We start from the raw sequence: 23,100 nt of genomic DNA on the forward strand, positions 1-23,100 counted from the left end.
ATAAAAAGCATGAGTGGCAGCTCGTGCTTTTTTATTTTTTAATGTATTCTCTCAAGGCGGTAAAATGAATCTCCATTGCTTTTAAAGCTTCTTCTGGATTTTTATCTTTTATCCCTTTTAAAATAGCATTGTGTTCTTTATTCAATTTCACAGCCTCAGATCTATCACATATATGCTCCTTATTAAAGTGACCGATAATACCTGGAACAATAATTTTCATAAGGCCATATATTACTGTATTCTCACTACATTTAACTATAGCAAGATGAAATTTCAAATCTTCAATTACAGAAGGTTCTCCATTAAGTATTTTCTCTTGAAAATCTAATTGAGCTTCTTCTAATTCTTTTAAAGACTCTTCACTACGTCTAACAGCTGCTAGTTTTATAGCTTGCGTCTCTATAATGACTCTCGTTTCTACTAAAGATCTAAAATCTGGTAACTCTAGGTCTAGAATATCTGTCATCATACTATTGATAGATGGCATTCCTATACCTGTAATTACAGAACCACTTTGAGGCATTGTTTTAATAATACCATAAAACTCTAATTTTTGAATCGCTGCACGTATCTGATTACGTGATACACTAAGCTTTTCAGAAAGCTTTCGTTCTGAGGGTAACTTATCTCCAACCTCTAATTGATGTTTTTCAATTAGTGCTTTTATTTTATTCATAACCTCAACGTCGCGATCTACATCGTTATCGTTATCAGTTATTAAATTTACAAGTTGTAGACCGTGTTCTAGCATTCAAAAATTGGTTTACCAATCTGGTTGCCCAAATTAAAGTGAATAGTTAGAGATATGCAAATATTCTAAGCCAAAAATTTTTAGATTTAGTAATATTTGCATTTTTAGATGAACATATGTCAATAAAAGGCTACATATTTATCGTTTTCGCAACTTCTACCGCGATTGATATATCTTTCTCTAATCCTTCAAAGTCGCCACTGCTTATTTTCTTTTTATCAAAAAGCTGACTTCCCATTCCTACACAATTTACTCCTGCATTAAACCATTCTCCCATAGAGTCGCTGGTAGGCTCTACACCTCCTGTAGGCATAATTGCTAAGTGAGGCATAACTGATTTTACCGCTTTCGCGAAAGCGGAACCAATAACATTTGCTGGAAATATCTTAATCATCTCACAACCTAAGTGCATAGCAGTGATCGTTTCTGTAATAGTAGCAACTCCAGGAATGTAAGCAATATTACTTTCCTTACAATACTCACCCAGTTCAATAACAAGGCCAGGCGAAACAATAAATTGCGCTCCACTCTCGATAAAAGTTTGAGCTGTTTGAGAATCATAAATAGTTCCCACACCTAGAATTAAATCGGTTAAATCAGAAAAATGCTTAGAAACCTTTTTAAAAGTTTCTAAACCATTTGTACCACGATTTACAAATTCAAAAATCCTAACTCCTCCATTATAAGAGGCTTGTATCGTTTTGATCACAACGTCACTGTTTTCATTAAAAAAAACAGGCACTATTTTATGATCTTCTGTAAGTTTTATAAAATTTTTAGTATCCATTATCTTAAAAGTCTTCCTACACTATTACCACTAACTAGTTCTTCTACTTCTTCTTTACTGCTCAAGTTCACATCACCTATTGTACTGTGTTTTAAAACAGAGGCTGCTATTGCAAACTCTACAGTTTGTTGCTCTTCTAAATTTAGTAATCCATAAATTAAGCCTGCCATGAACGCATCTCCACCACCTATACGGTCTACAATGTTTTTCATTTCATAGGTCTTAGATGTATACATCTTACCGTCTTTATACATTACTGCTGTCAGTTCATTTCTAGAAGCAGACATTGCATTACGTATAGTTTTAGAAAAAGCCTTTATGTGAGGATATTTTTCCTGTACCATTTTACAATTAGTCTCCCAGTCTTCATTAACTATACCTAAACAGTTTTCTAGATCTACACGTCCACCTACTACCACATCTGTAAGTTCTACAAGACCAGGCATTACATCTAGCGGCTGCTTACCATATTGCCATAAATTTCTTCGATAGTTGATATCCCCACTAGTCGTTATACCTCTTTTACGAGCTTCTTTTAAAGCGCGTAGAGTAACATCTGCAGCTTTTTGAGAAATAGCTGGTGTAATACCACTGTAATGAAACCAGTCAGCACCTTTAAAAACTACATCCCAATTTACTTCTGACTCATCTAGATCTCCAAAAGTGGTGTCAAAACGGTCATAAACTATCCTAGAAGGTCTTTGCATTGCGCCAGATTCTAAATAATAGATACCTAAACGTCCTTCTTTACGGACCACTCCTTTATTACTTACACCATTTAATTTTAGAAAACGAGAAACGCGCTCTCCTAAATCATTATGAGGTAAAGCGGTTATGTGTGTAGCTTTTAATCCAAAATGAGCAAGAGAAACACCTACGTTAGCCTCTGAACCACCAAAGGTCACATCAAAATTGACAGTTTGAAATAATCTTTTATTATTAGGCACGGTTAATCTCATCAAAACCTCACCTAGAGTTACTACTTTTTGTGACATAATTTCTTTTAGTTGAGGCACAAACTTAAGGCATATCAATAGATTTGTGCAATAATTATACAATCCTGTACCTAATGAGTATAATTTTCTCTATCAATAATGCGTCTTAATCACCTATTAATACAAGCAATTACAGAAATTTACACAAAAAAAAAAGGCTGCGAGAGATTGCAGCCTTTTTTACAAAATAATTTTAAATAGGTTATGTAAGCTGTGCTTTTACTACAGTACTTATAGTTCTACCATCTGCTTTACCAGCAAGTTCTTTGTTTGCCATGCCCATTACTTTACCCATATCTTTCATACCAGTTGCTCCAGTCTTAGAAATAATTTCCTTGACTATGGCAGCAACATCTTCTTCACTTAATTGCTCTGGCAAGAATTTTTCTAATACAGCCGCTTGAGCTAGTTCTGGCTCAGAAAGATCTTCTCTATTTTGTTCAGAAAATATACGAGCGCTATCCTTGCGTTGCTTAACTAGTTTTTGGACAATTTTGATTTCATCTTCCTCGGTTAATTCTCCACCTCCAGATGTTTTTGATAATAACAACTCGCTTTTTACCGCTCTTAAAGACGCCAGTGCAACTTGATCTTTTGCTTTCATGGCTTCTTTCATAGCTGCCATTATATCTTTTTCTAAACTCATAATTTTATTATCTATTCACCGCTGTACATTTAATCCGTCACAACGATTATGTTTTATATAGCTCTTAATACCTTTCAAAAATACGAATTTGAATTGCATAAAAAAACCCAAATACCATTACAGTATTTGGGCTATGTGCATTTAGGGGAAAATGCTTCTAGTCTACATTATCATGTAGAAAAGAATTATTGTTAGATCTGAACTGGATTTCATTATTCTCATCTGTAGAAAGAGTGGTTCTAGACCTTTCTCCTTCTTTAGGTAATTTATCCAATTCAACACCTTGTCTCAAATATGCTGGCTGCTTTTCTATCTCATCTAATCTATGAGAGTTTTTAAATTTATAATTATAAGCATGCATTTTACGTTTACGTTCTTCTGCTCTTTGCACTAAAACCTCATTAAGCGGTAAATCTGTAGGATCTACATCTTTATCTAGTATTTCAGTTTTAGATTCTTGCGGTGTTACAGGGGCAGTTTTAGAAACGATTTTAATCTCAGGTTCTGGCTCTACAACCACTTCCTTCTCTTCAATTCTATGTTGTGGCTTTGCATTATTTAAACGCTCTTCTTCTTCAGCATAATCTTCTAGAGAATAAACTGTAACACCTTCTTTAGTATCATCATTAACAGGGACAACATTAATCGGCTCGTTAACTTCAATATCTTCTAATTGATGATACTTCTTTGCTGGTGGCGTTTGCTCTTCTTCTTTTAATTGAGCAGATAATGGCATGTCAAAGTCTAAAAAGAACTGATCTTCATCCTCCTCTTTTACTTCAATTTCTTCCTTAATTACCATCTGTTCTTCGGTCTCTACTTTTTCTGCAGATACTTCTTTGATCACGAAGTCTTGAGTTTGATCTAAAACTTCTTCATAAACCACATTTAAGTTATTTATAAACTCTGTAGTAGGTATCAAAACATTTTCTTCAACAACTGGAATAGCGGCTTCTTCTGGCTCTTCTTCACCTAATTCATGAACAATAACTAAAGGTTTTTCAGGCTCCGCTGGCACAGGAATTGGTTCTGGTTCCGCTTCCGCGAAAGCGATATCCTCAACCACCTCTTCTTCAAGGTCCATGATAAGCTCACCTGCAACAATATCGCTGTTTGCCTCGTCCAGGATAGCCGTAGCACGTTGCTCTTCTTCTAGCGTATGGATAATTCTTTTTGCCTCAGTATTTGAGATCTCATTTTGCTGTTCTACATCAAAACCAGTAGCAATAACCGTAATAGAGATGGCGTCTCCCAGAGCTTCATCTTCACCTACACCCATAATAATGTTTGCGACACCACCAGCTTCATTTTGAATGTGCTCGTTTACTTCACCTATTTCATCAATAGTAATCTCTTCTGTACCAGAAACTATTAACAGCAACACGTTCTTTGCTCCAGATATTTTATTATCATTTAAAAGTGGAGAATCTAATGCTTTAAGAATCCCTTCTTGAGCACGGTTAGAACCAGTAGACTGTGCACTACCCATGATAGCAGTACCACTATTAGCGAGTACTGTTTTTGCATCACGTAAATCAATGTTTTGAGTGTAGTGATTTGTAATAACCTCTGCAATACCGCGAGAGGCAGTAGCAAGTACCTCATCTGCTTTTGAGAATCCTGCTTTGAAACCTAAGTTTCCATACACATCTCTCAGTTTATTGTTATTGATAATTATTAGAGAATCTACACTACTGCGGAATTTTTCAATTCCCTTTTGCGCTTGTTCATTACGTACTTTTCCTTCAAACTGAAACGGTGTTGTAACTATACCTACTGTAAGTATGTCCATATCACGAGCAATTTGAGCGATAACTGGCGCAGCACCTGTACCAGTACCACCACCCATTCCTGCTGTGATGAAAACCATCTTAGTATTACTATCTAATAATGCTCTAACGTCTTCTATACTTTCTTTTGCTGCATGCTCTCCTACCTCTGGATTTGCTCCAGCACCTAGACCTTCTGTTAAGGTAACACCTAGCTGTATTTTATTAGGCACAGGGCTATTATCTAGTGCCTGAGAATCTGTATTACAGATTACAAAATCCACTCCTTTAATTCCCTGCTGGTACATGTGTTTGATAGCATTACTACCACCACCACCTACACCGATGACTTTGATTACGTTAGATTTGTTTTTAGGCAAATCAAACGCGATGCTGTTAAATTCTTCACTCATAATATTGCTACTTTATGGTTTAAGCTTGTGGCTCTAACACCACGGTATTTTTCTTTTTCTTTCTTTTTCAATCTACAAAATTAACTATCAATAGATCGTTATTCTGCTTTATCTAAGAACTCTTTGAACTTAGTTGCCCAAGAATCAAAAATCCCTTTACTTTTATTTTCTTGAGGTGTGGTATTTTCTTCTTGCTCCTCTTCTACTACTTTCTCTTCTTCCTCTTCTACAACCTCTTCTACTTCAGGTTCAATCACCTCTTCTTCCTCTACCACTTCTTCTTGTTGTGCATCTAGACCTTTCATCACTAATCCTACTGCGGTTGCAAATAAAGGACTTGTGTTTTCTGTATCACTACCACCAGCAAGATGCTCGTTAGGATATCCAATTCTACTAGGCATTCCTGTTACATACTCTGCCAGTTGCTTGATATGCTTTAACTGGCTACCACCACCTGTTAAAACCACGCCGGCTATCAATTGCTTTTTAGGCTCTTCATGACCATAGTTTTTTATCTCAACAAAAACTGTTTCTAAAATTTCAATGACACGAGCATGAATAATCTTACTTAAATTTTTAAGTGTAATTTCTTTAGGCTCGCGACCTCTTAATCCAGGAATGGAAACTATTTCATTTTCTTTATTCTCTCCAGGCCACGCACTACCGAATTTAGTTTTGAGCAATTCTGCCTGCTTTTCAATTATAGAACAACCTTCTTTAATATCTTGAGTAATGATATTACCTCCTTGAGGGATTACAGCTGTATGACGTATAATACCATCTTTAAAAATAGCAAGATCTGTAGTACCACCACCTATATCGATAAGCGCAACACCGGCTTCTTTTTCTTCTTGACTCAATACAGCGTCTGCACTAGCAAGAGGTTCTAATGTAATAGCTTTCAGTCCTAAATTAGCACTTTTAACACAACGATAAATATTGCGTATAGAAGCCACCTGACCTACAACAACATGAAAATTTGCCTCTAAGCGACCGCCGTACATCCCGACAGGCTCTTTAACGTCTGACTGCCCGTCTATTTTATATTCTTGAGGTAAAACATGTATAATCTCTTCACCAGGTAACATGACTAATTTTAAAACCTGATTACATAATTTTGTAATATCCTCTTGATCAATTACTGTCTCGCTATCTCCACGTGTGATATAATCACTGTGTTGCAAGCTGCGTATGTGCTGTCCTGCTATACCTACAGTAACATCATTTATTTTTATACCACTCACACCTTCGGCCTGACTAACCGCCTGCTGTATAGATGTTATAGTTTGTGTGATGTTATTCACTACACCTCTGTGTACTCCTAAACTTTTTGACTTACCTACACCTAGAATCTCAAGTTTGCCGTATTCATTCTTGCGACCTATCATAGCTACAATCTTTGTTGTACCTATATCCAGACCTACTGCATATTCTTGTTGTTCCATTTCCCTACCTTTTTGTTACTACTACTTGATTATCAAATCTCAAGTCTATTGTTTTAATATCACCTAGTTGTTTATCTTTTTGCATTTTTGTTAGAAACGCTTTGTAATTGATCATCTTATGATCTAGTTTTTCAACTCTCCCCAGCTTCACTTTAAAATCTAAAGCTCTTACAGAAAGTGTTACTTCTTCTCTTTTATCAAATTTGATTTGAGTAAAAGATGCTTTTAATAACTCGTCATTTCTAATAAAATTGATCAGCTCAAATGTTTTATCCTGCACATTTTCAGTAAAACCGTAAACGAGAGGCACATTAACAGTGTGTTCTTTTGATAACGGCATCATTAAATTATCCTGATCTAGATAAGCATCTGGCGTACCCATAATCCTTGCAATAGGCTTTCTAGGGCGCACAACAGCTTTAAGCAATCCATCGAGAGAAACGGAAACCTCTGCATCTCTGATCATTGCGTTTTGAACAAGTCGTAATTCACTCTTATTCAAATCTAGATTTTCTATCGTCAAGTTCTCTATAGAATCGTTATTTTGTATCAACAATTTATTAACGTTCTTTTCAGATATCAAAGGATCACTATAATCTGTAAATGTGATACTTACATCTTTAAGCTTTCTAGCTTCATATCTATTTGACGCAAATGCGTAAAGACTGATTACCAACACGATAACCAACACCAATTTTATGATGTTTTTTATTTTATGCATTGGACCACTTTTCAGTTAATTTATTTATCTCCACTCCTATATCTCCAGCACCTAACATAATAACAATTCTCGTGCCCATATCGTTAATAAACTCTTCTATATCGTCTTTTTCTACAACGGTAACCACCTCAGGTGATTGCTCTAGTGCATTAATCTTTCTGCATAGCAACTCTGACGTTATACCCTCTATAGGCAATTCTCTAGCTGGATAAATGTCTAGAAGAGCTACTTTATCAAACTTACTCAACGATAATGCAAATTCATCTATAAAATCTCGTGTTCTAGAAAACAAATGCGGCTGAAAAACTACTAGCTTTTCTTGCTCAGGATACATTTCTGTAACCGCTTGATAAACTGCATCTATCTCCTTAGGGTGATGTGCATAATCATCAATTAAAACCCTACGCTCATTATCAACCCTGTAAGTAAATCTACGTTTCACACCTGGAAATGATGCGAGTGCATATTTTAATTTTTCAGGATTTGCACCTTGCTCTAATGCGACAGCCATAGCTAGTATAGCATTACTCAAGTTATGTTTACCTGGTAATTTTAAAAGACATTTATCTATTTTACCTTGCGGTGTTATCAAATCAAAATGATAAGCACCATCTATGATGACCTCATCGACAGCCTCATAATCACCAGAATCTAATCCTACTTTTAAACCTTGAAGGTCTAATTTTTCATTTAATAGCAAGGTTTTACCATCGAGTAAACCGGCAAAATCATGGAAAGTCTTTTCAAAAGTCGCAGCATCTCCATAAATATCAAGATGGTCTGCATCCATTGATGTTATTCCTGCGATATCCGGATCTAACTGCATGAAAGACCTATCAAACTCGTCTGCTTCTACCACCATAACATCTGTACCAGAACACAAATAATTAGTGTCGTAGCCTTCTAGAATCCCACCTAAAAAGGCAGTTACCTTAACGTCACTCTTATAAAGCAAGTGCGCTAGTATAGCACTAGTTGTTGTTTTACCATGCGTTCCTGCAATTGCAAGACAGGTCATGGTTCTAGAAATCTGACCTAATAATTGGGCACGTTTTAAGATGTTAATTCCGCTTTCGCGAAAGCGAACTAATTCTCCAAAATCTGCTGGAACAGCTGGTGTATAAATTACTTGTGCCGTTTCTATGTTTTTAAACTCTTCAGGTATTTTACCAAAACTATCAGAATAATGAATGGAGATACCTTCATCCTCCAACTTTTTAGAAAGAGCTGTCACGACGCGGTCATAACCAGCCACGTGCTTACCTTGATCATTTAAGTAACGAGCAAGCGCACTCATACCTATCCCACCGATACCGATGAAATAAAAATGCGATATGTGTTCTAGTTCTTTCATTTTAATAATTGCTCTAACTCGTTAACTATAGTTTTAGTAGCATCTGGAAGTGCTTGTTTCTTTATATTTTCAGAAAGTTTTTTCTGCAATTCTATATTTGATAATAAACCGGTCCATAAGGTTTTAAAGTTTTGATCTAGATCTACTTCTTTAATCATTAAGGCAGCATCCTGAGCAGTGATTGCTTGTGCATTTTTGGTTTGGTGATCTTCAGCAACGTGAGGTGAAGGAATAAAAACTACCGGTTTACCTACTATACATAATTCTGAAATAGAGCCTGCACCTGCTCTCGAGATAATAAAATCTGCAGCGGCATATGCCAGGTCCATTCTGTTTAAAAATGCATGTACCTGAATTCCTGGTTGTGCCTTTTCTTTATATTCTTGATAATAAAACTTACCACATTGCCAGATTACTTGAACATTTTCTTTTGTAAACAACTCTAGATTACTATCTATTAATTGATTTACTCTTCTTGCTCCTAGACTACCACCCAGAACAAGTAATGTTTTTTTACTTGCGTCTAGATTATAATGCGATAAAGCTTCTGCTCTTAAAGAGTCAACGTTAAGTAAGTCCTGACGTACAGGGTTACCAGTTAAAACTATCTTTTCCTTTGGGAAAAATCGCTCCAGACCTGTACTCGCGACACATATTTTATTTACTTTCTTACTCAGCAATTTATTAGTAATTCCAGGATAAGAATTTTGCTCTTGTATCAATGTAGGGATCCCTTTTTTATTTGCCATGAAAAGTAAAGGACCGCTAGCAAATCCTCCAGTACCTATAGCAATATCTGGTTGAAAAGATTTAATAATCTTACCAGCATCATATAAACTCTTTATTACTTTAAGCGGAAAAGCAAGGTTCTTGAGCGACAAGCTTCTTTGAATACCACTTATCCACAATCCCTTAATGTCATAACCAGCTGCAGGGACTTTTTCCATCTCCATACGATCGCTTGCTCCTACAAAAAGTATCTCACAGTCTGCCCACCTTCTCCTGCATTCATTTGCAATAGAAATAGCTGGATAGATGTGACCACCTGTTCCTCCTCCTGATATGATTATTTTAAATGGCTTCACTAAGTACGTCTAAAGGGTTCATTTCATCTTCTTTTATTTTCTCTCGGGCTTTCACCTCTTCTCTTTGCGCGCTTACACTTAACACTATCCCAACTGCCATACAAGTCATCAAAATAGAAGTACCACCGCTACTTATTAATGGTAGCGTCTGTCCTGTAACCGGTATTAAATTTACCGCCACAGCCATATTAGTCAGTGCCTGAAAAACAATAGGGAATCCTACGCCTATAACCAGCAACTGCCCAAAAACAGAAGCAGCCTTTGTTGATATTATTATAAGCCTAAACAAGAAGAATAGGTACAAAGACAGAATAATTAAACCACCTATAATTCCAAATTCTTCTAGGATAATAGCAAATATAAAATCACTAGCAGACTGCGGTAACACATGCTTTGTAACACTTTTACCTGGACCTACTCCTACTATATAACCATTTGCGATAGCTGTTTTTGCTCGCTCTACTTGATATGTAGAATCTGAATCTCCCTCACCACCGAATGTAGCAATACGCGACACCCAAGTATCTACACGATTAGGGAATACACCAGGAAAAGCTTTAGCAGTTAAAACGAATAAAGTAAGCGCTACAAACCCTACACCTAACATCGCTAGTAAATACTTTAAAGGATACCCACCTACAAAACAAATCAATAAAATCATCGCAAAAATGAGTACAGCAGTAGACAGATTAAAAGGAACGATAAGCATCAAAATAATCCCTACAGGAACCCACAATGGTAGTATAGATTCTTTAAACGTTACTACTTTATCCTTAATTGAGGCTAGATATTTTGCCACATATGCCATAAGTACTACAAAGGCAAACGTACTGGTCTGAAATTTCATTCCTATAACAGGAACTGTCATCCATCTACTTGCGCTAGCACCACCCATAACGGTGCCTTGCATAGCAGTGTAACCTAGTAAAATTATCACCACCGGAAGTAGCAATACACTCAATCCTCTAAAATATCTATAAGGGATTTTATGTACAGAGTACAAAAGCCCCAAACCTATAACTACATGACCAAAATGCTTTACCAAAAATTTGGTAGTATTACCTGTTCCCTTACCTATGTAGGCAAGATTTGCACTTGCGCTATATACAGGCAGGAAAGAAAACACCAGCAATATGATTACTAGCGCCCACAAAAAGGTATCTCCAGATATGTAGTTTTTAATCCTCAATTTATAATCCTCTTACTGCATTTTTAAACTGACGTCCACGATCTTCATAGTTTTTGAAAAGATCAAAACTTGCACAAGCAGGACTCAATAATACGTTATCACCAGCCTGAGCTAATTTATAAGCTACTCTAACTGCGTCTTCCATACTACTAGTCTCTACCATTTGCTCTACACAATTGCCAAAAGCCTCTACTATCTTAGAGTTATCTTCTCCTAAACATACGATTGCTTTTACATTACGATTTACCAGACTATAAAGTTCTGAATAATTGTTTCCTTTATCAACACCTCCTACTATCCATACCGTAGGTTGCTCCATAGTATCTAGCGCATAATAAGTAGCATTTACATTAGTAGCCTTAGAATCATTGATGTATTGAACCTTATTGATTTTCAACACATTTTCCAGGCGGTGCTCCACTCCTTCAAATGAAGTAAGACTTTGTCTAATAGTCTCTTTTCTTATCTGTAAAAGTTTTGACGCAGTAGAAGCTGCCATTGCATTTGCAGTGTTGTGCTTCCCTTTAATTGATAATTTTTCTGTAGGCATAGTAAATACTGAGTTATGGGTGTTAATATGTATGTTGTTATCGAGCAAACACGCTCCTGTTTTTAATTCTCTTTCCATTGAAAAAGGAATGAGTTGTGCTTTAATATCTAATTTTTCTATCGCGTCTGTAATTGCTATATCATCGATATTGTAAATGAGGTAATCGTTCTCATCTTGATTCATCGTAATACGCATTTTACTAGCGACATAGTTTTCAAACTTGTAATCATACCTATCCAGATGATCTGGAGTGATATTTAAAATAATCGCGATGTGAGGTTTAAAACTGGTTATTCCATCTAATTGAAAACTACTCACTTCTAGTAATCTATTCTCTGATTCACCTTCAAATACTTGCTGAGCAAAACTCTTACCGATATTCCCACCGGTAGTATGATCTAACTCCGCCACATTTAAAATATGATCTATGAGACTAGTAACGGTAGTCTTACCATTTGCTCCTGTCACAGCAATAATATTTTCTTCAGTAAACCTAGACGCAAATTCTATTTCAGAAATTACTTCAATACCTTCAGATTTAATCTTTAAAATCATCGCGGCGGTATCTGGTATCCCAGGACTTTTTACCACTAGAGATGCATCAAGAATCTTATCCATAGAATGCCCTCCAGATTCATAGGTAATAGAATGTTTTTGTAACGCTTTCGCGAAAGCGGAACCTAAATCACCTCCATCACTTAAAAAAACATCGTAGCCTTTTTGAGCCCCTAACATTGCCGCTCCCATGCCACTGATTCCACCACCTAGAATAACCAGGCGTTTTCTATCGATATGTTTTTGCGATTGATTCATTATCGCATTTTAAGGGTTACCACACTTATGATCGCAAGTAAAATACCAACGATCCAAAATCTCACGACTATTTTACTTTCATGAATACCACGTTTTTGATAATGATGGTGTAAAGGTGACATCAAGAATATACGGCGGCCTTCTCCATGTCTCTTTTTAGTATACTTAAACCAACTTACTTGCATCATAACAGAAAGATTTTCCATTAAGAAAACCCCACAAAGAATAGGTATTAATAATTCTTTTCTAGTAGCAATAGCCAGTACCGCAATGATTCCACCTATAGTTAAACTACCAGTATCTCCCATAAATACTTGCGCAGGGAAAGTATTGTACCATAAAAAACCAACTAAAGCACCAGCAAATGCGGTAATAAAAACTACCATCTCACCAGAGTTAGGTATATACATAACATTGAGATAATCTGAAAAAACGATATTTCCTGAAATCCATGCAAACAATGCCAGAGTTATCACAACTATAGCACTGGTTCCTGCAGCAAGCCCATCTATACCGTCTGTAAGATTTGCACCGTTAGAAACTGCTGTCACTATTATGATTACTATAGGTATAAAAACTAACCAAGCCCAGTTAGCAAGACTAGGATCTATCCAATCGATTAAGCTCGCATAATCAAACTCATTATCTCTTACAAAAGGAATAGTCGTTTTTGTAGACTTTTTTGCAGCTTCAAACTCGATAGGTGAGTTTTGAGTAATTAATTCCTGTGAGTTCTTTGGGTTTACTTTTTCTTCTTTTATAGTAACCCCATCATGAAAAAACATAATAGAACCTATAATAGCACCTAAACCTACCTGACCTATTACTTTAAATATACCTTTAAGACCACCCTTATCTTTTTTAAAGATTTTAATATAATCGTCTGTAAAACCTATTAGCCCCATCCATACTGTAGTGATGATAAGCATAACCACATAAATGTTATCTAGTTGACATAATAGAAATACCGGTATTAAAGTCGCTAGTATAATTATAATACCACCCATGGTAGGCGTACCAGCCTTTTGCGCCTGACCTTCTAGTCCAAGATCACGAACAGTCTCGCCCACTTGTTGTCTTTGTAAAAATGTAATAATACGCTTACCATAAATGGTAGAAAATGCTAAAGAAAGAACAAATGCTATGGCAGCTCTAAAGGTTATGAACCCAAAAAGTGATGCCCCTGGCATATTAAATTCTTCTTCAAAATATTTAAATAAATAATATAACATTTGTTACTTGTTGAGTTTATTAAGGATATCGGCTATTATTTTACGATCATCAAAATCAGATCGTACACCATTTATCTCTTGGTATGTTTCGTGACCTTTTCCTGCTATTAGAATAATGTCATTTTTATCTGCCATTTTTGCTGCCGCTTTAATAGCCTGACTTCTATCTAGAATAGTTATAGTTTTTTTATAATCCTGTGGCTCTACTCCTGCTTCCATATCATCAAGAATCAATTGTGGATCTTCTGTACGAGGATTATCACTTGTGAAAATAACTTGGTCACTTAAAGCAGCAGCTATGTGAGCCATTTTAGGCCTTTTTGATGTATCACGATCGCCACCACAACCTACTACTGTTATTACAGTCTCATTTCTAGTACGTATAGAATTAATAGTTTCTAATACATTCTTGAGAGCGTCTGGTGTATGGGCATAATCTACAATGGCAGTAATTCTATTCTCTACCGTAGTAAAATATTGAAACCTACCTGACACACCTTCTAACTGGGAGATCACTTCTAACACCTCTATCTCTTCTAGTCCTAATTCTATAGCACAAGCATAAATAGCCAAAACATTATAGGCATTAAATTCACCTACCATTTTAGACCACACTTCATGCTCATTGATCTTTAACAACAAACCACCGAACTGATTTTCTATAATCTGAGCGCGATAGTCTGTAAATGTCTTTAATGCATACCCCAGCTTTTTAGCCTTTGTATTTTGCAGCATCACAGCTCCATTCTTATCGTCTAGATTTGTTAATGCAAATGCATCTTTAGGCAACTGATCAAAGAATCTTTTCTTCACATCTCGATATTCTGCAAAAGTGCTGTGGTAATCTAAATGATCATGAGTAAGGTTAGTAAACACTCCTCCTGCAAACTCAAGGCCTGTCACTCTTTCTTGCGCTATTCCATGACTACTTACCTCCATAAAACAATAATCTACACCTATCGCAACCATAGCTGCAAGATGTTTATTAATGGTCATAGGATCTGGAGTTGTATGCTTTGTCGCAACTACTTTCTCATCAATTAAAATCTCTACGGTAGAAATTAAACCTGTCTTAAAACCGGACTTTTTAAAAAGCTGGTATAATAAAGATGTTGTAGTCGTTTTACCATTTGTTCCAGTAACTCCTACCAACTTTAGTTGTCTAGATGGGTTTTCATAAAAGTTAGCAGCCATTAAAGCCAGCGCTTTATGTGCGTTCTCAACTTTTATATAAGTCACATTTTCATCTTGATAATCTGGCATTACCTCAAGAACGACAGCTTTAGCCCCTTGTGACACTGCTTTTTCAATGTAATCATGACCATCTACAGCTGTTCCTTTAATAGCCACAAAAAGATCATTCTCTTTTACAGCTCTAGAATCAAAATGTATATCATTGATCTGAACATCTGTTGAGCCAATAACTATATCTAGACCGACTTTATATAATATGTCTTTTAGAATCATCATATCAATGTTAGAGTTACTTTATCTGATGGAGATATTTTAGTACCTGCTTTTAGACTTTGTGATTTTACTTTTCCAGAACCTTTTAGAATAACATTAGCTCCTAAATTTTCTACTATTGCAATGGCATCCATCGCTTCCATACCTATCAAACTAGGAATCTTCATGGAAGAAACTTCATTTTGGGCATGAGCTTTACTTAAATAAGAATCTGTTGAAACAACCATTTGTGTTGGAATAGCCTGTTGCAACTCTAGCTGATCTATTAAAGGATTGTTAGCATATATTTTTTGCGCAATTGTTTTAAAAACAGGTCCAGCAACTATATTACCGTAATACCCTTTTCTAACACTAGGTTTTGTTATCACCACTATGCAGCTATATTTAGGCTTATCTGCCGGAAAATACCCTGCAAAAGAAGCTATATAATTACCTGAAGACTTCCAGTATTCTGTCTGACATGTCCCTGTTTTACCAGCCATAGAAAAGTTTTCACTATACAGGTTATCTGCAGTCCCTCTTTTCACCACATTCTCCATCATTACTTTTACCTTATCAATTGTATTCTGAGAACATATCGCAGGGTTTATTATCTCTCGATCAAATTTTTCAATGACCTTTTCCTTTGACTTCACTTCTCTAATTAATCTAGGCTTTACCATTACACCATTATTTGCAACAGCATTATAAAATGTAAGAGTTTGCAAAGGCGTTAATTGCACCCCATAACCAAACCCCATCCACGGCAAGGATAATCCACTCCAGTTCTTATCATCTGGGTGAGGTATCATAGGAACACCTTCTCCTTTAATAGGCAGGCTCAACTTCTCGTTAAGATTCATACTATATAATCTATCCACATAATCTTCTGGATTAGATTTATAATTATTCTGTATCATTTGCACAAGTGCTGTATTTGAAGAAACCTCAAAGGCTTTAGCCACGCTTATTTTACCATAACCACCATATTTAGAATCGCGTACATTACGGCCGTAATAAGAAATCTTACCGCCTTTTGTATCAAACACAGTACTGGTATCTACTACTTTATCTTCTAGCGCAGCGATAACACTCATCAATTTAAATGTAGAACCAGGTTCATGAGATTCCCATACAGCATAATTTCTCTTTTCAAAATACTTACCGTTATCTCCTCTACCTAGATTAGATAACGCCTTAATCTCACCTGTTGCAACCTCCATTACTACCGCAGTACCATGATCTGCTTCAAAATATTCTAATTGTTTTAGTAATGCATGATGCGCAACATCCTGCATATTCACATCTATGGTCGTGTATACGTCAAAACCATCATTAGGATCTAATTCATTCTCGCTATTAATGGGTTTCCATTGATTTTTACCTATTTTCTGCTCTAACTTAACACCATCACTACCTCTCAAATATGGAGCAAAAGCACCTTCCAATCCTACAGGAGCACTTCCTCTGCGATCATAACCCACGATACGCTCTGCCATTTTACCTAACGGATGCTCGCGCACTATTCTTTTCTCTACTATTAAACCACCACGGTAAGGCCCTTTTTCAAAAAGAGGAAATTCTCTTATCTCTTTATAATCTCCATAATTGAGATTTTTTGCAATAAGCATGTAACGATTTTTGTTACTATGCGCTTTTCTTAATTTCTGTAAATAATAACTTTTAGATTTGTCAAATTTCTTTCCCAACTCCTCAGCAAGAGCAGCTATATTCTCATTAAAATCTTTACTAGATGGCGCTAAAGCATCAAATCGTATATCGTACTTACTTATAGAAGTTGCTAGCAACTGTCCATTTGCATCATATAAATTACCTCTAGTAGAAGGAATAGTGTCGTTTCTAAAAACGCGTTGCTCTGCTTTGGCACGGTAATCATCTCCTTCAATAAATTGAATATTGATAATTTGAACCACTACCAATAACGCAACAACAACAAACAGTGCACTCACCAAGTACATCTTGTTCAATATATTTTTATTAGTTGTTGCCATCTTTGCTTTTTACAATTACTATTTTCTGCGGCGGACTCTTAGCCGGAGCAATCCCTTTATTTCCTATTTTTCTTGCAATGGTAGACTCCATTTGCATAAACATTAATCTTCTTTCTAAATCTGTATACTCGCTATGCAGCTCTGTCACTTGTTCATTAACAGCAGCTAGCTTATGCACTTTTCTCTCATAACTATGACCAGTAAAAATCATAGCAATTGCAAGTACCGCAGCAAATAATATGAAACGCCAGTTTTTAAAAGCGTCGTCATTAGTTAAGAAACTACCCTTTAATATGTCATATACTTTGGTAGCCATTTATTCTCTCTCTATTTTTTCTGCTATACGCAACTTGGCACTTCTTGCCCTATTATTCATTTTTATCTCTTCTTTAGAAGGGATAATCATTTTACCTATCCTTTTAAAAGGAACACTAGATCTACCGAAAACATCCTTCTCTGGTTCTCCTTCAAAAAGACCATTGCGCATAAACCTTTTTACAGGCCTATCTTCTAAAGAGTGATAAGAAATAACACTCAATCTACCACCCACTTTAAGCACCTCTTCTGACTGTCTTAAAAAATCATACAGCACCTCCATTTCCTTATTCACTTCTATACGTATAGCCTGAAACACTTGAGCCATTAACTTATGCTCAATTCTCTCCGGCACAAGTGGTGAACAAATCTCTTTAAGGTCTGCGACGGTTAATATCTCAGCCTCTGCTCTAGCACTTACTATTCTTCTAGCTAGTTTATGCGCAATACGCAACTCTCCATAAGCCTTAAAAATCCTTACGAGATCTTCTTCATCATACTCATTAACTACGACTACAGCGTCTAACTCTTGTTCTTGATTCATACGCATATCAAGTCTAGCGTCAAATCGAGTAGAAAAACCACGCGCAGCCTCGTCAAATTGATGAGAACTAACACCCAAGTCAGCAAGAATACCATCCACCTCTTTAGCTCCATAAAGCCTTAAAAACCTTTTCATGTAACCAAAATTTTGATTGATCAACATAAAACGATCGTCATCAATGGCATTTGCCAGCGCATCTGTATCTTGATCAAATGCAAACAGTCTTCCATCCGGACCTAAACGTGAGAGAATCTCACGGGAGTGACCACCACCACCAAAGGTGACGTCCACATACGTTCCTGACGGATTAATATTTAATCCATCTACGGTCTCTTTTAAAAGAACCGGATTATGATAAGAGGTCGATTGTGTCATTTCCCATTACTTCTTCAGCGAGATCAGCAAAGTCATCTAGCGAGTCATCTATAGCCGCTTCATACTTTTGCTTATCCCAGATTTCTAATATATTCACCGCACTCGACACGGTTACTTCTTTTGTAATTCCAGCAAAGGTTATAAGATCCTTAGGTATAAGTAATCGTCCATTTGCATCTACCTCAACAGTTTTAACTCCTGCTGTAAAACGACGTATAAAATCATTATGCTTTCTATTGAAACGATTTAAACCGTTCAATTTTTCCATCATTTTATTCCACTGACTCATAGGATAGAGCTCTAAACAAGGCTGAAAAACAGCTCGTTTAATCACAAAACCATCCTGAACGACCGGTGTCATTTGCTTTTTTAAAGCAGCTGGCATCATAAATCGCCCTTTGGCGTCAGTTTTACACTCGTATGTACCTATAAAATTGTTCACTAGAAATAGCTGTTTAGCGCTATTAAATCAAAAATAAGAAATTAAATACCACTTTTTACCACATTTTACCACATTGTTGATAAGTGAGCCTTATTCTGAATAACTACCCTAGTTATTAACAATTTAAGAATCGGTACTTAATATTCAAAAAGGATGTTAATTCCGCTTTCGCGAAAGCGAGACAGCAACATTTAATATTTTAAATGAAAACTGAATTTTCTCTTTAAAAACTAAAGAAATTGAGGCATCTTGCTACATTCAAAACAACTATATTTGCCACTTAGAATTACCCTATGACGCACGACTTAATCAAAGACGGTAAATTTGAATATTACATTACAGGAGAAGGAACACCTATAATCATACTTCATGGTTTAATGGGTGGATTGAGTAATTTCCAGGGTGTGATCGATTATTTCCCCTCAAAAGGTTATCAAGTAGTTGTGCCTACTTTACCGCTGTACACCACGCCACTTATTAAAACTAGCGTCGGTACATTTGCAAAGCACATCAACGCCTTTATCGACCATATGGGCTGGAAAGAGGTTATTTTACTAGGCAATTCTCTAGGAGGCCATATCGGACTAGTTACTACAAAGTTATTCCCTGAAAAAATTAAAGCCCTTATAATCACCGGTAGTTCTGGCCTTTATGAAAGCGCGATGGGTGAGAGTTATCCTAAAAAAGGAAATTACGACTACATCAAAGAAAAAAGTCAAGACGTATTTTATGATCCTGCTGTCGCTACTAAAGAAATAGTAGACGAAGTATTTGCCACGGTTAACGATCGCAATAAACTGCTTAAAACACTAGCCATAGCAAAAAGTGCTATTAGACATAACATGTCTAAGGATTTACCTAACATGACAACTCCGGTTTGTATCATATGGGGTAAACAAGATAGCGTGACACCACCTGCAGTTGCAGACGAGTTTCATGAAAAACTTGCAGACAGCGACCTGTACTGGATAGATAAATGTGGGCATGCAGCCATGATGGAACACCCTGATGAGTTCAATGAAATTCTTAATAGCTGGCTAGTAAAAAGAAATTTATTATAAAGAAATATTTTTCCATTATTAATCCATAGTCATCGTGAATCAAACAGTTACTATACACTGTCTGATCATAAATCTAGCCGACTAATCATTACCTTTGCCATATGAAAATTACTAGCGCAGAATTTGTTATATCTAACCAAGACGTAAAAAGATGTCCTAACTCTGGAATTCCAGAATATGCATTTATAGGTAGATCTAACGTAGGAAAATCTTCTTTAATCAACATGCTTACAAACAAGAAGAGCCTAGCAAAAACATCTGGCAGACCTGGAAAAACGCAATTAATCAACCATTTTCTAATCAATAAATCTTGGCACCTAGTCGATTTACCTGGTTATGGATATGCGAGAGTTTCTAAGACTAGCAAAGCAAAGTTTCAAAAATTTATCACTAAATATTTTGAACAGCGCAAGCAGTTAATCTCAGGATTTGTATTAGTAGATGTAAGACATGAGCCACAACCTATAGACGTTGAATTCATGGAATGGCTAGGCGAGAGTGGTATTCCTTTTAGTATCATTTTTACCAAAGCTGACAAATTAAAGCCTAATGCTTTAGAACGTAATGTAGAGGCTTACAAAAAGTACCTTACTGAAGGATCTTGGGAAGAAATGCCTCCATACTTTGTCACTAGCTCTTCAAACAATCAAGGAAAAGAAGAACTATTAGAATACATAGGAGGTATAAACGATAGCTTATAAGACCGTTAAAAAACTGGTCTATCATTAACGGTATTTTTACGTATCTCACGTAAGATATCCTCGATACCATTTACTTTCATATCAAAAACAGTCGTCATATAGTTACCTAATTTACCTTTAGGAAACCCCTGCCTTCTAAACCAGACATAATACGACTCCGGTAACTCACTAAGGAATTTACCTTTGTGAGCACCGAAGGGCATTTTATACCATGACATTTCTATCAATAGATTGTGATCAAATAATGGTTCTTCCATTTATTTAAAAGAGTTACTTACTCTCTTTAAGGTTTAATTTTTCTGCAAAATAATCGCAAAAATCAATCATCGTATCTCTCATTTTATCATCATTTGTAGCACGATGATAAGTGTCTGCCATAGAAACAAGTGTCTGATGAAAAAAGACTCTCATCTCATCCACAGGCATATCTTTGGTCCATAAATCTATACGGAAAGACTCCTTCTCTACACTATTCCACATAGAAACCATCATAGCCTTAGCCTCTGCAGCATCTACACCACCATCTGGCGCACTCCATCTTATGTGTTCTGGCACTCTATTTTCATCTAGCTCGATCCCTATCTTAATAGTAGATCTATTTTTATTATCTGACATTATTGTAATGGTTTGTATTTAGATCGTTTAAAAATTTCTTCTGGTTTTAATTGAATCATTGTTTCTATATCCACCTCGTTATTCTCCATAAATGATTTCACCATTCTGTATCCTATATAGCGACCTACACCACCTGGCGTCTGCTGGTCTACCTCTAGATAGAATTTAGAAAAAGGTGCTGGTAGTATGAAACGAGATAATAATTTTGAATCTGTATCGTATAATAACTCGTTATCTATAAAATACCTCCACATCTCACCTTCATTCTCAACAGTAAAAGCATATTTCTCAGGAGTATAACTAAACAACTGATCACCAGTTGCGTTAGGCGCAAATAATTCTTGTAGATAATGTAACTTACCGTGATAAATCATATTACCCAGTAAACTACGTTCCATACTAGGCTCAACAAAGAGTCGCGCATACGCTAGAGAAGCATCAGCCGGTAGCTGTTCTATGTTTAAATTCTCCCTCTGATACTTATTAATCCCTATGTACAACTCATGGTCCTTACCTAAATAAGTATCTATAGAAACTATTAATTGACTTGCAGTAGGTATCACCTTCTGTCTATAATTCACATCTGACAGGACTGTTACAACAAGAGTGGGCTCAAAATCTGGAAAATAATACACCACGTGTCGCATCACATCTTCTAACTCTTCTTCTATTTCTACATAATTAAAATCAGCGTCGTCTACGGCTTTTTCTAATACATTATGTATAGAATCTTTACCTTCCATTTTTGCCATCCACACGCTATCAGGCACTGTTACTGGAAAAAACAGTGGATATTCTCCTTTCATCGTAGACAAATCTGCTTTTTGAGCATCTGCAAATTCCTCATGAAACTTCACGAACTCTACATCTAGAGGTATATTAGAAATCTCATCTTCTACTTTTGAACTAGATGTACATGAGGTTATCGCTTTCGCGAAAGCGACAATAACAAAAAACTTAAATAACTTAATCTTCATACATCAATAACTCGCTATTATTTTATTTATTTTTAGGCTTGCAAAAATACGATTATGAAAACTGATAAAGTTACTGATTATATAGTAAAATGGTTAAAAGATTATGCTACGAAAGCCGGAGTTAAAGGTTATGTGGTAGGCGTAAGTGGCGGTATAGATAGCGCCGTTACCTCTACTTTATGCGCAATGACCGGGCTAGATCTACTTTGCGTAGAAATGCCTATCCACCAGCATGAAGATCATGTGACAAGAGCTCAAGAACACATAGAGCAACTAAAAAATCGTTTCAGCAATGTTAGCGATGTACGTAGTGACCTAACACCTGTTTTTGATATTTTCAAATCAAACATGCCTAGCATAGACAGCACTCCACAGGTAGAACTAACTCTAGGAAACACTAGAGCAAGATTGAGAATGACCACACTCTATTATCATGGAGGTGTAAATGGCTTATTAGTTGCTGGAACAGGTAATAAAGTAGAAGATTTTGGAGTTGGTTTTTACACTAAATATGGCGACGGCGGTGTGGACGTTAGTCCTATTGCAGATTTAATGAAAAGTGAGGTTTATGCCATCGGTAAACTGGTAAACGTACCTGAAAGCATTATGAAAGCAGCACCTAGTGACGGTCTTTATGGAGCTGAAAAAACAGACGAAGACCAAATAGGAGCCAGTTATGACGAGCTAGAATGGGCTATGAATCAAATAGATAAAGGTCATAATGTTGAAGATTTAAGCGATAGAGAGCAAGAAGTGTTAAACATTTATTTATCATTTAACAGAAGGAATCAACACAAGATGAACCCTATTCCCGTGTGCGAAATACCCTCTAATTTTAGGTAATTTTTAACACCTAATTCTC

At 36.2% G+C, this 23,100-nt stretch carries 23 protein-coding genes; 3 read left to right on the plus strand and 20 right to left on the minus strand.

Translation table 11 applies throughout. The features are described from left to right. Nucleotides 1-31: 31 nt before the first annotated feature. The 17 genes from LY01_RS10235 to mraZ all read right to left on the minus strand — a co-directional run bounded on the left by LY01_RS10235 (nucleotide 32) and on the right by mraZ (nucleotide 18,884). A complete protein-coding gene (locus tag LY01_RS10235) occupies nucleotides 32-751 on the minus strand; it encodes a FadR/GntR family transcriptional regulator (RefSeq protein ID WP_104515756.1) in 720 nt (239 codons plus the stop codon). Between the two features lie 130 nt (nucleotides 752-881). After that, nucleotides 882-1,538: a bifunctional 4-hydroxy-2-oxoglutarate aldolase/2-dehydro-3-deoxy-phosphogluconate aldolase gene (locus LY01_RS10240; RefSeq protein WP_104515757.1), complete on the minus strand. Its 657-nt coding sequence runs from the start codon at nucleotides 1,536-1,538 to the stop codon at nucleotides 882-884. Beyond that, complete coding sequence (locus LY01_RS10245; RefSeq protein ID WP_104515758.1) at nucleotides 1,538-2,533, minus strand: sugar kinase; 996 nt, start codon at nucleotides 2,531-2,533, stop codon at nucleotides 1,538-1,540. The genes LY01_RS10240 and LY01_RS10245 overlap by 1 nt, the downstream gene beginning before the upstream one ends. Nucleotides 2,534-2,735: 202 nt before the next feature. Beyond that, nucleotides 2,736-3,179 carry a GatB/YqeY domain-containing protein gene (locus tag LY01_RS10250; protein ID WP_104515759.1) on the minus strand — a complete coding sequence of 148 codons (444 nt, stop codon included), beginning with the start codon at nucleotides 3,177-3,179 and terminating at the stop codon, nucleotides 2,736-2,738. Between the two features lie 157 nt (nucleotides 3,180-3,336). Next, nucleotides 3,337-5,361: a cell division protein FtsZ gene (gene ftsZ, locus LY01_RS10255; RefSeq protein WP_104515760.1), complete on the minus strand. Its 2,025-nt coding sequence runs from the start codon at nucleotides 5,359-5,361 to the stop codon at nucleotides 3,337-3,339. Between the two features lie 98 nt (nucleotides 5,362-5,459). Further along, nucleotides 5,460-6,806 carry a cell division protein FtsA gene (ftsA, locus tag LY01_RS10260; protein WP_104515761.1) on the minus strand — a complete coding sequence of 449 codons (1,347 nt, stop codon included), beginning with the start codon at nucleotides 6,804-6,806 and terminating at the stop codon, nucleotides 5,460-5,462. 4 nt (nucleotides 6,807-6,810) lie between these two features. Beyond that, nucleotides 6,811-7,527 carry a cell division protein FtsQ/DivIB gene (locus tag LY01_RS10265; RefSeq protein WP_245890694.1) on the minus strand — a complete coding sequence of 239 codons (717 nt, stop codon included), beginning with the start codon at nucleotides 7,525-7,527 and terminating at the stop codon, nucleotides 6,811-6,813. Continuing rightward, nucleotides 7,520-8,881, minus strand: coding sequence for a UDP-N-acetylmuramate--L-alanine ligase (gene murC, locus LY01_RS10270; protein ID WP_104515762.1), 1,362 nt, complete (start codon nucleotides 8,879-8,881; stop codon nucleotides 7,520-7,522). The genes LY01_RS10265 and murC overlap by 8 nt, the downstream gene beginning before the upstream one ends. Further along, nucleotides 8,878-9,966, minus strand: coding sequence for an undecaprenyldiphospho-muramoylpentapeptide beta-N-acetylglucosaminyltransferase (gene murG / locus LY01_RS10275; protein ID WP_104515763.1), 1,089 nt, complete (start codon nucleotides 9,964-9,966; stop codon nucleotides 8,878-8,880). Before murG ends, murC begins: the two co-directional genes overlap by 4 nt. After that, on the minus strand, nucleotides 9,953-11,155 hold the full coding sequence (locus LY01_RS10280; RefSeq protein WP_104515764.1) for an FtsW/RodA/SpoVE family cell cycle protein: 1,203 nt from the start codon (nucleotides 11,153-11,155) through the stop codon (nucleotides 9,953-9,955). The genes murG and LY01_RS10280 overlap by 14 nt, the downstream gene beginning before the upstream one ends. A 1-nt stretch (nucleotide 11,156) precedes the next feature. Then, the gene (gene murD, locus LY01_RS10285) at nucleotides 11,157-12,518 is read right to left on the minus strand and encodes a UDP-N-acetylmuramoyl-L-alanine--D-glutamate ligase (protein WP_104515765.1); all 1,362 of its coding nucleotides are present in this window, start codon (nucleotides 12,516-12,518) and stop codon (nucleotides 11,157-11,159) included. After that, a complete protein-coding gene (mraY, locus tag LY01_RS10290) occupies nucleotides 12,518-13,750 on the minus strand; it encodes a phospho-N-acetylmuramoyl-pentapeptide-transferase (protein WP_104515766.1) in 1,233 nt (410 codons plus the stop codon). Before mraY ends, murD begins: the two co-directional genes overlap by 1 nt. A 3-nt stretch (nucleotides 13,751-13,753) precedes the next feature. Then, complete coding sequence (locus LY01_RS10295) at nucleotides 13,754-15,220, minus strand: UDP-N-acetylmuramoyl-L-alanyl-D-glutamate--2,6-diaminopimelate ligase (protein ID WP_104515767.1); 1,467 nt, start codon at nucleotides 15,218-15,220, stop codon at nucleotides 13,754-13,756. Next, on the minus strand, nucleotides 15,217-17,208 hold the full coding sequence (locus LY01_RS10300) for a penicillin-binding protein (protein WP_170034599.1): 1,992 nt from the start codon (nucleotides 17,206-17,208) through the stop codon (nucleotides 15,217-15,219). The genes LY01_RS10295 and LY01_RS10300 overlap by 4 nt, the downstream gene beginning before the upstream one ends. Then, on the minus strand, nucleotides 17,195-17,524 hold the full coding sequence (locus LY01_RS10305) for an FtsL-like putative cell division protein (protein ID WP_170034601.1): 330 nt from the start codon (nucleotides 17,522-17,524) through the stop codon (nucleotides 17,195-17,197). Before LY01_RS10305 ends, LY01_RS10300 begins: the two co-directional genes overlap by 14 nt. Beyond that, nucleotides 17,525-18,442, minus strand: a complete 918-nt coding sequence (gene rsmH, locus LY01_RS10310; protein ID WP_104515768.1) for a 16S rRNA (cytosine(1402)-N(4))-methyltransferase RsmH — start codon at nucleotides 18,440-18,442, stop codon at nucleotides 17,525-17,527. Then, nucleotides 18,417-18,884, minus strand: a complete 468-nt coding sequence (gene mraZ, locus LY01_RS10315; RefSeq protein WP_104515769.1) for a division/cell wall cluster transcriptional repressor MraZ — start codon at nucleotides 18,882-18,884, stop codon at nucleotides 18,417-18,419. The genes rsmH and mraZ overlap by 26 nt, the downstream gene beginning before the upstream one ends. A 293-nt stretch (nucleotides 18,885-19,177) precedes the next feature. Between mraZ and LY01_RS10320 the strand changes: the two genes are divergently transcribed. Both LY01_RS10320 and yihA read left to right on the plus strand, forming a co-directional pair. Further along, nucleotides 19,178-19,945, plus strand: coding sequence for an alpha/beta fold hydrolase (locus LY01_RS10320; protein ID WP_104515770.1), 768 nt, complete (start codon nucleotides 19,178-19,180; stop codon nucleotides 19,943-19,945). A gap of 101 nt (nucleotides 19,946-20,046) precedes the next feature. Continuing rightward, complete coding sequence (yihA, locus tag LY01_RS10325; protein ID WP_104515771.1) at nucleotides 20,047-20,646, plus strand: ribosome biogenesis GTP-binding protein YihA/YsxC; 600 nt, start codon at nucleotides 20,047-20,049, stop codon at nucleotides 20,644-20,646. Between the two features lie 5 nt (nucleotides 20,647-20,651). Here yihA and LY01_RS10330 read toward each other — a convergent pair whose 3' ends face one another. The 3 genes from LY01_RS10330 to gldB are packed head-to-tail and all read right to left on the minus strand — an operon-like array spanning nucleotide 20,652 to nucleotide 22,238. After that, a complete protein-coding gene (locus tag LY01_RS10330) occupies nucleotides 20,652-20,903 on the minus strand; it encodes a DUF3820 family protein (protein ID WP_104515772.1) in 252 nt (83 codons plus the stop codon). Between the two features lie 13 nt (nucleotides 20,904-20,916). Next, entirely contained in the window at nucleotides 20,917-21,261 is a 345-nt protein-coding gene (gldC, locus tag LY01_RS10335) for a gliding motility protein GldC (RefSeq protein WP_104515773.1), read from the minus strand. Beyond that, a complete protein-coding gene (gldB, locus tag LY01_RS10340; protein WP_104515774.1) occupies nucleotides 21,261-22,238 on the minus strand; it encodes a gliding motility lipoprotein GldB in 978 nt (325 codons plus the stop codon). The genes gldC and gldB overlap by 1 nt, the downstream gene beginning before the upstream one ends. Nucleotides 22,239-22,292: 54 nt before the next feature. On the opposite strand from gldB, the gene nadE reads away from it, so the two are divergent. Next, entirely contained in the window at nucleotides 22,293-23,081 is a 789-nt protein-coding gene (gene nadE, locus LY01_RS10345; RefSeq protein ID WP_104515775.1) for an NAD(+) synthase, read from the plus strand. Nucleotides 23,082-23,100: the final 19 nt, after the last annotated feature.

Origin of the sequence: Nonlabens xylanidelens (genome assembly GCF_002934445.1) — a bacterium.
Taxonomy (GTDB): domain Bacteria; phylum Bacteroidota; class Bacteroidia; order Flavobacteriales; family Flavobacteriaceae; genus Nonlabens; species Nonlabens xylanidelens.

What these genes read in the sequence shown, in the direction of transcription:
- LY01_RS10235 (WP_104515756.1), bottom strand. Translation starts at nt 751, where the DNA reads ATGCTAGAACACGGTCTACAACTTGTAAATTTAATAACTGATAACGAT.
- LY01_RS10240 (WP_104515757.1), bottom strand. Translation starts at nt 1,538, where the DNA reads ATGGATACTAAAAATTTTATAAAACTTACAGAAGATCATAAAATAGTG.
- LY01_RS10245 (WP_104515758.1), bottom strand. Translation starts at nt 2,533, where the DNA reads ATGTCACAAAAAGTAGTAACTCTAGGTGAGGTTTTGATGAGATTAACC.
- LY01_RS10250 (WP_104515759.1), bottom strand. Translation starts at nt 3,179, where the DNA reads ATGAGTTTAGAAAAAGATATAATGGCAGCTATGAAAGAAGCCATGAAA.
- ftsZ (WP_104515760.1), bottom strand. Translation starts at nt 5,361, where the DNA reads ATGAGTGAAGAATTTAACAGCATCGCGTTTGATTTGCCTAAAAACAAA.
- ftsA (WP_104515761.1), bottom strand. Translation starts at nt 6,806, where the DNA reads ATGGAACAACAAGAATATGCAGTAGGTCTGGATATAGGTACAACAAAG.
- LY01_RS10265 (WP_245890694.1), bottom strand. Translation starts at nt 7,527, where the DNA reads ATGCATAAAATAAAAAACATCATAAAATTGGTGTTGGTTATCGTGTTG.
- murC (WP_104515762.1), bottom strand. Translation starts at nt 8,881, where the DNA reads ATGAAAGAACTAGAACACATATCGCATTTTTATTTCATCGGTATCGGT.
- murD (WP_104515765.1), bottom strand. Translation starts at nt 12,518, where the DNA reads ATGAATCAATCGCAAAAACATATCGATAGAAAACGCCTGGTTATTCTA.
- mraY (WP_104515766.1), bottom strand. Translation starts at nt 13,750, where the DNA reads ATGTTATATTATTTATTTAAATATTTTGAAGAAGAATTTAATATGCCA.
- LY01_RS10295 (WP_104515767.1), bottom strand. Translation starts at nt 15,220, where the DNA reads ATGATGATTCTAAAAGACATATTATATAAAGTCGGTCTAGATATAGTT.
- LY01_RS10300 (WP_170034599.1), bottom strand. Translation starts at nt 17,208, where the DNA reads ATGGCAACAACTAATAAAAATATATTGAACAAGATGTACTTGGTGAGT.
- LY01_RS10305 (WP_170034601.1), bottom strand. Translation starts at nt 17,524, where the DNA reads ATGGCTACCAAAGTATATGACATATTAAAGGGTAGTTTCTTAACTAAT.
- rsmH (WP_104515768.1), bottom strand. Translation starts at nt 18,442, where the DNA reads ATGACACAATCGACCTCTTATCATAATCCGGTTCTTTTAAAAGAGACC.
- LY01_RS10320 (WP_104515770.1), top strand. Translation starts at nt 19,178, where the DNA reads ATGACGCACGACTTAATCAAAGACGGTAAATTTGAATATTACATTACA.
- yihA (WP_104515771.1), top strand. Translation starts at nt 20,047, where the DNA reads ATGAAAATTACTAGCGCAGAATTTGTTATATCTAACCAAGACGTAAAA.
- LY01_RS10330 (WP_104515772.1), bottom strand. Translation starts at nt 20,903, where the DNA reads ATGGAAGAACCATTATTTGATCACAATCTATTGATAGAAATGTCATGG.
- gldC (WP_104515773.1), bottom strand. Translation starts at nt 21,261, where the DNA reads ATGTCAGATAATAAAAATAGATCTACTATTAAGATAGGGATCGAGCTA.
- gldB (WP_104515774.1), bottom strand. Translation starts at nt 22,238, where the DNA reads ATGAAGATTAAGTTATTTAAGTTTTTTGTTATTGTCGCTTTCGCGAAA.
- nadE (WP_104515775.1), top strand. Translation starts at nt 22,293, where the DNA reads ATGAAAACTGATAAAGTTACTGATTATATAGTAAAATGGTTAAAAGAT.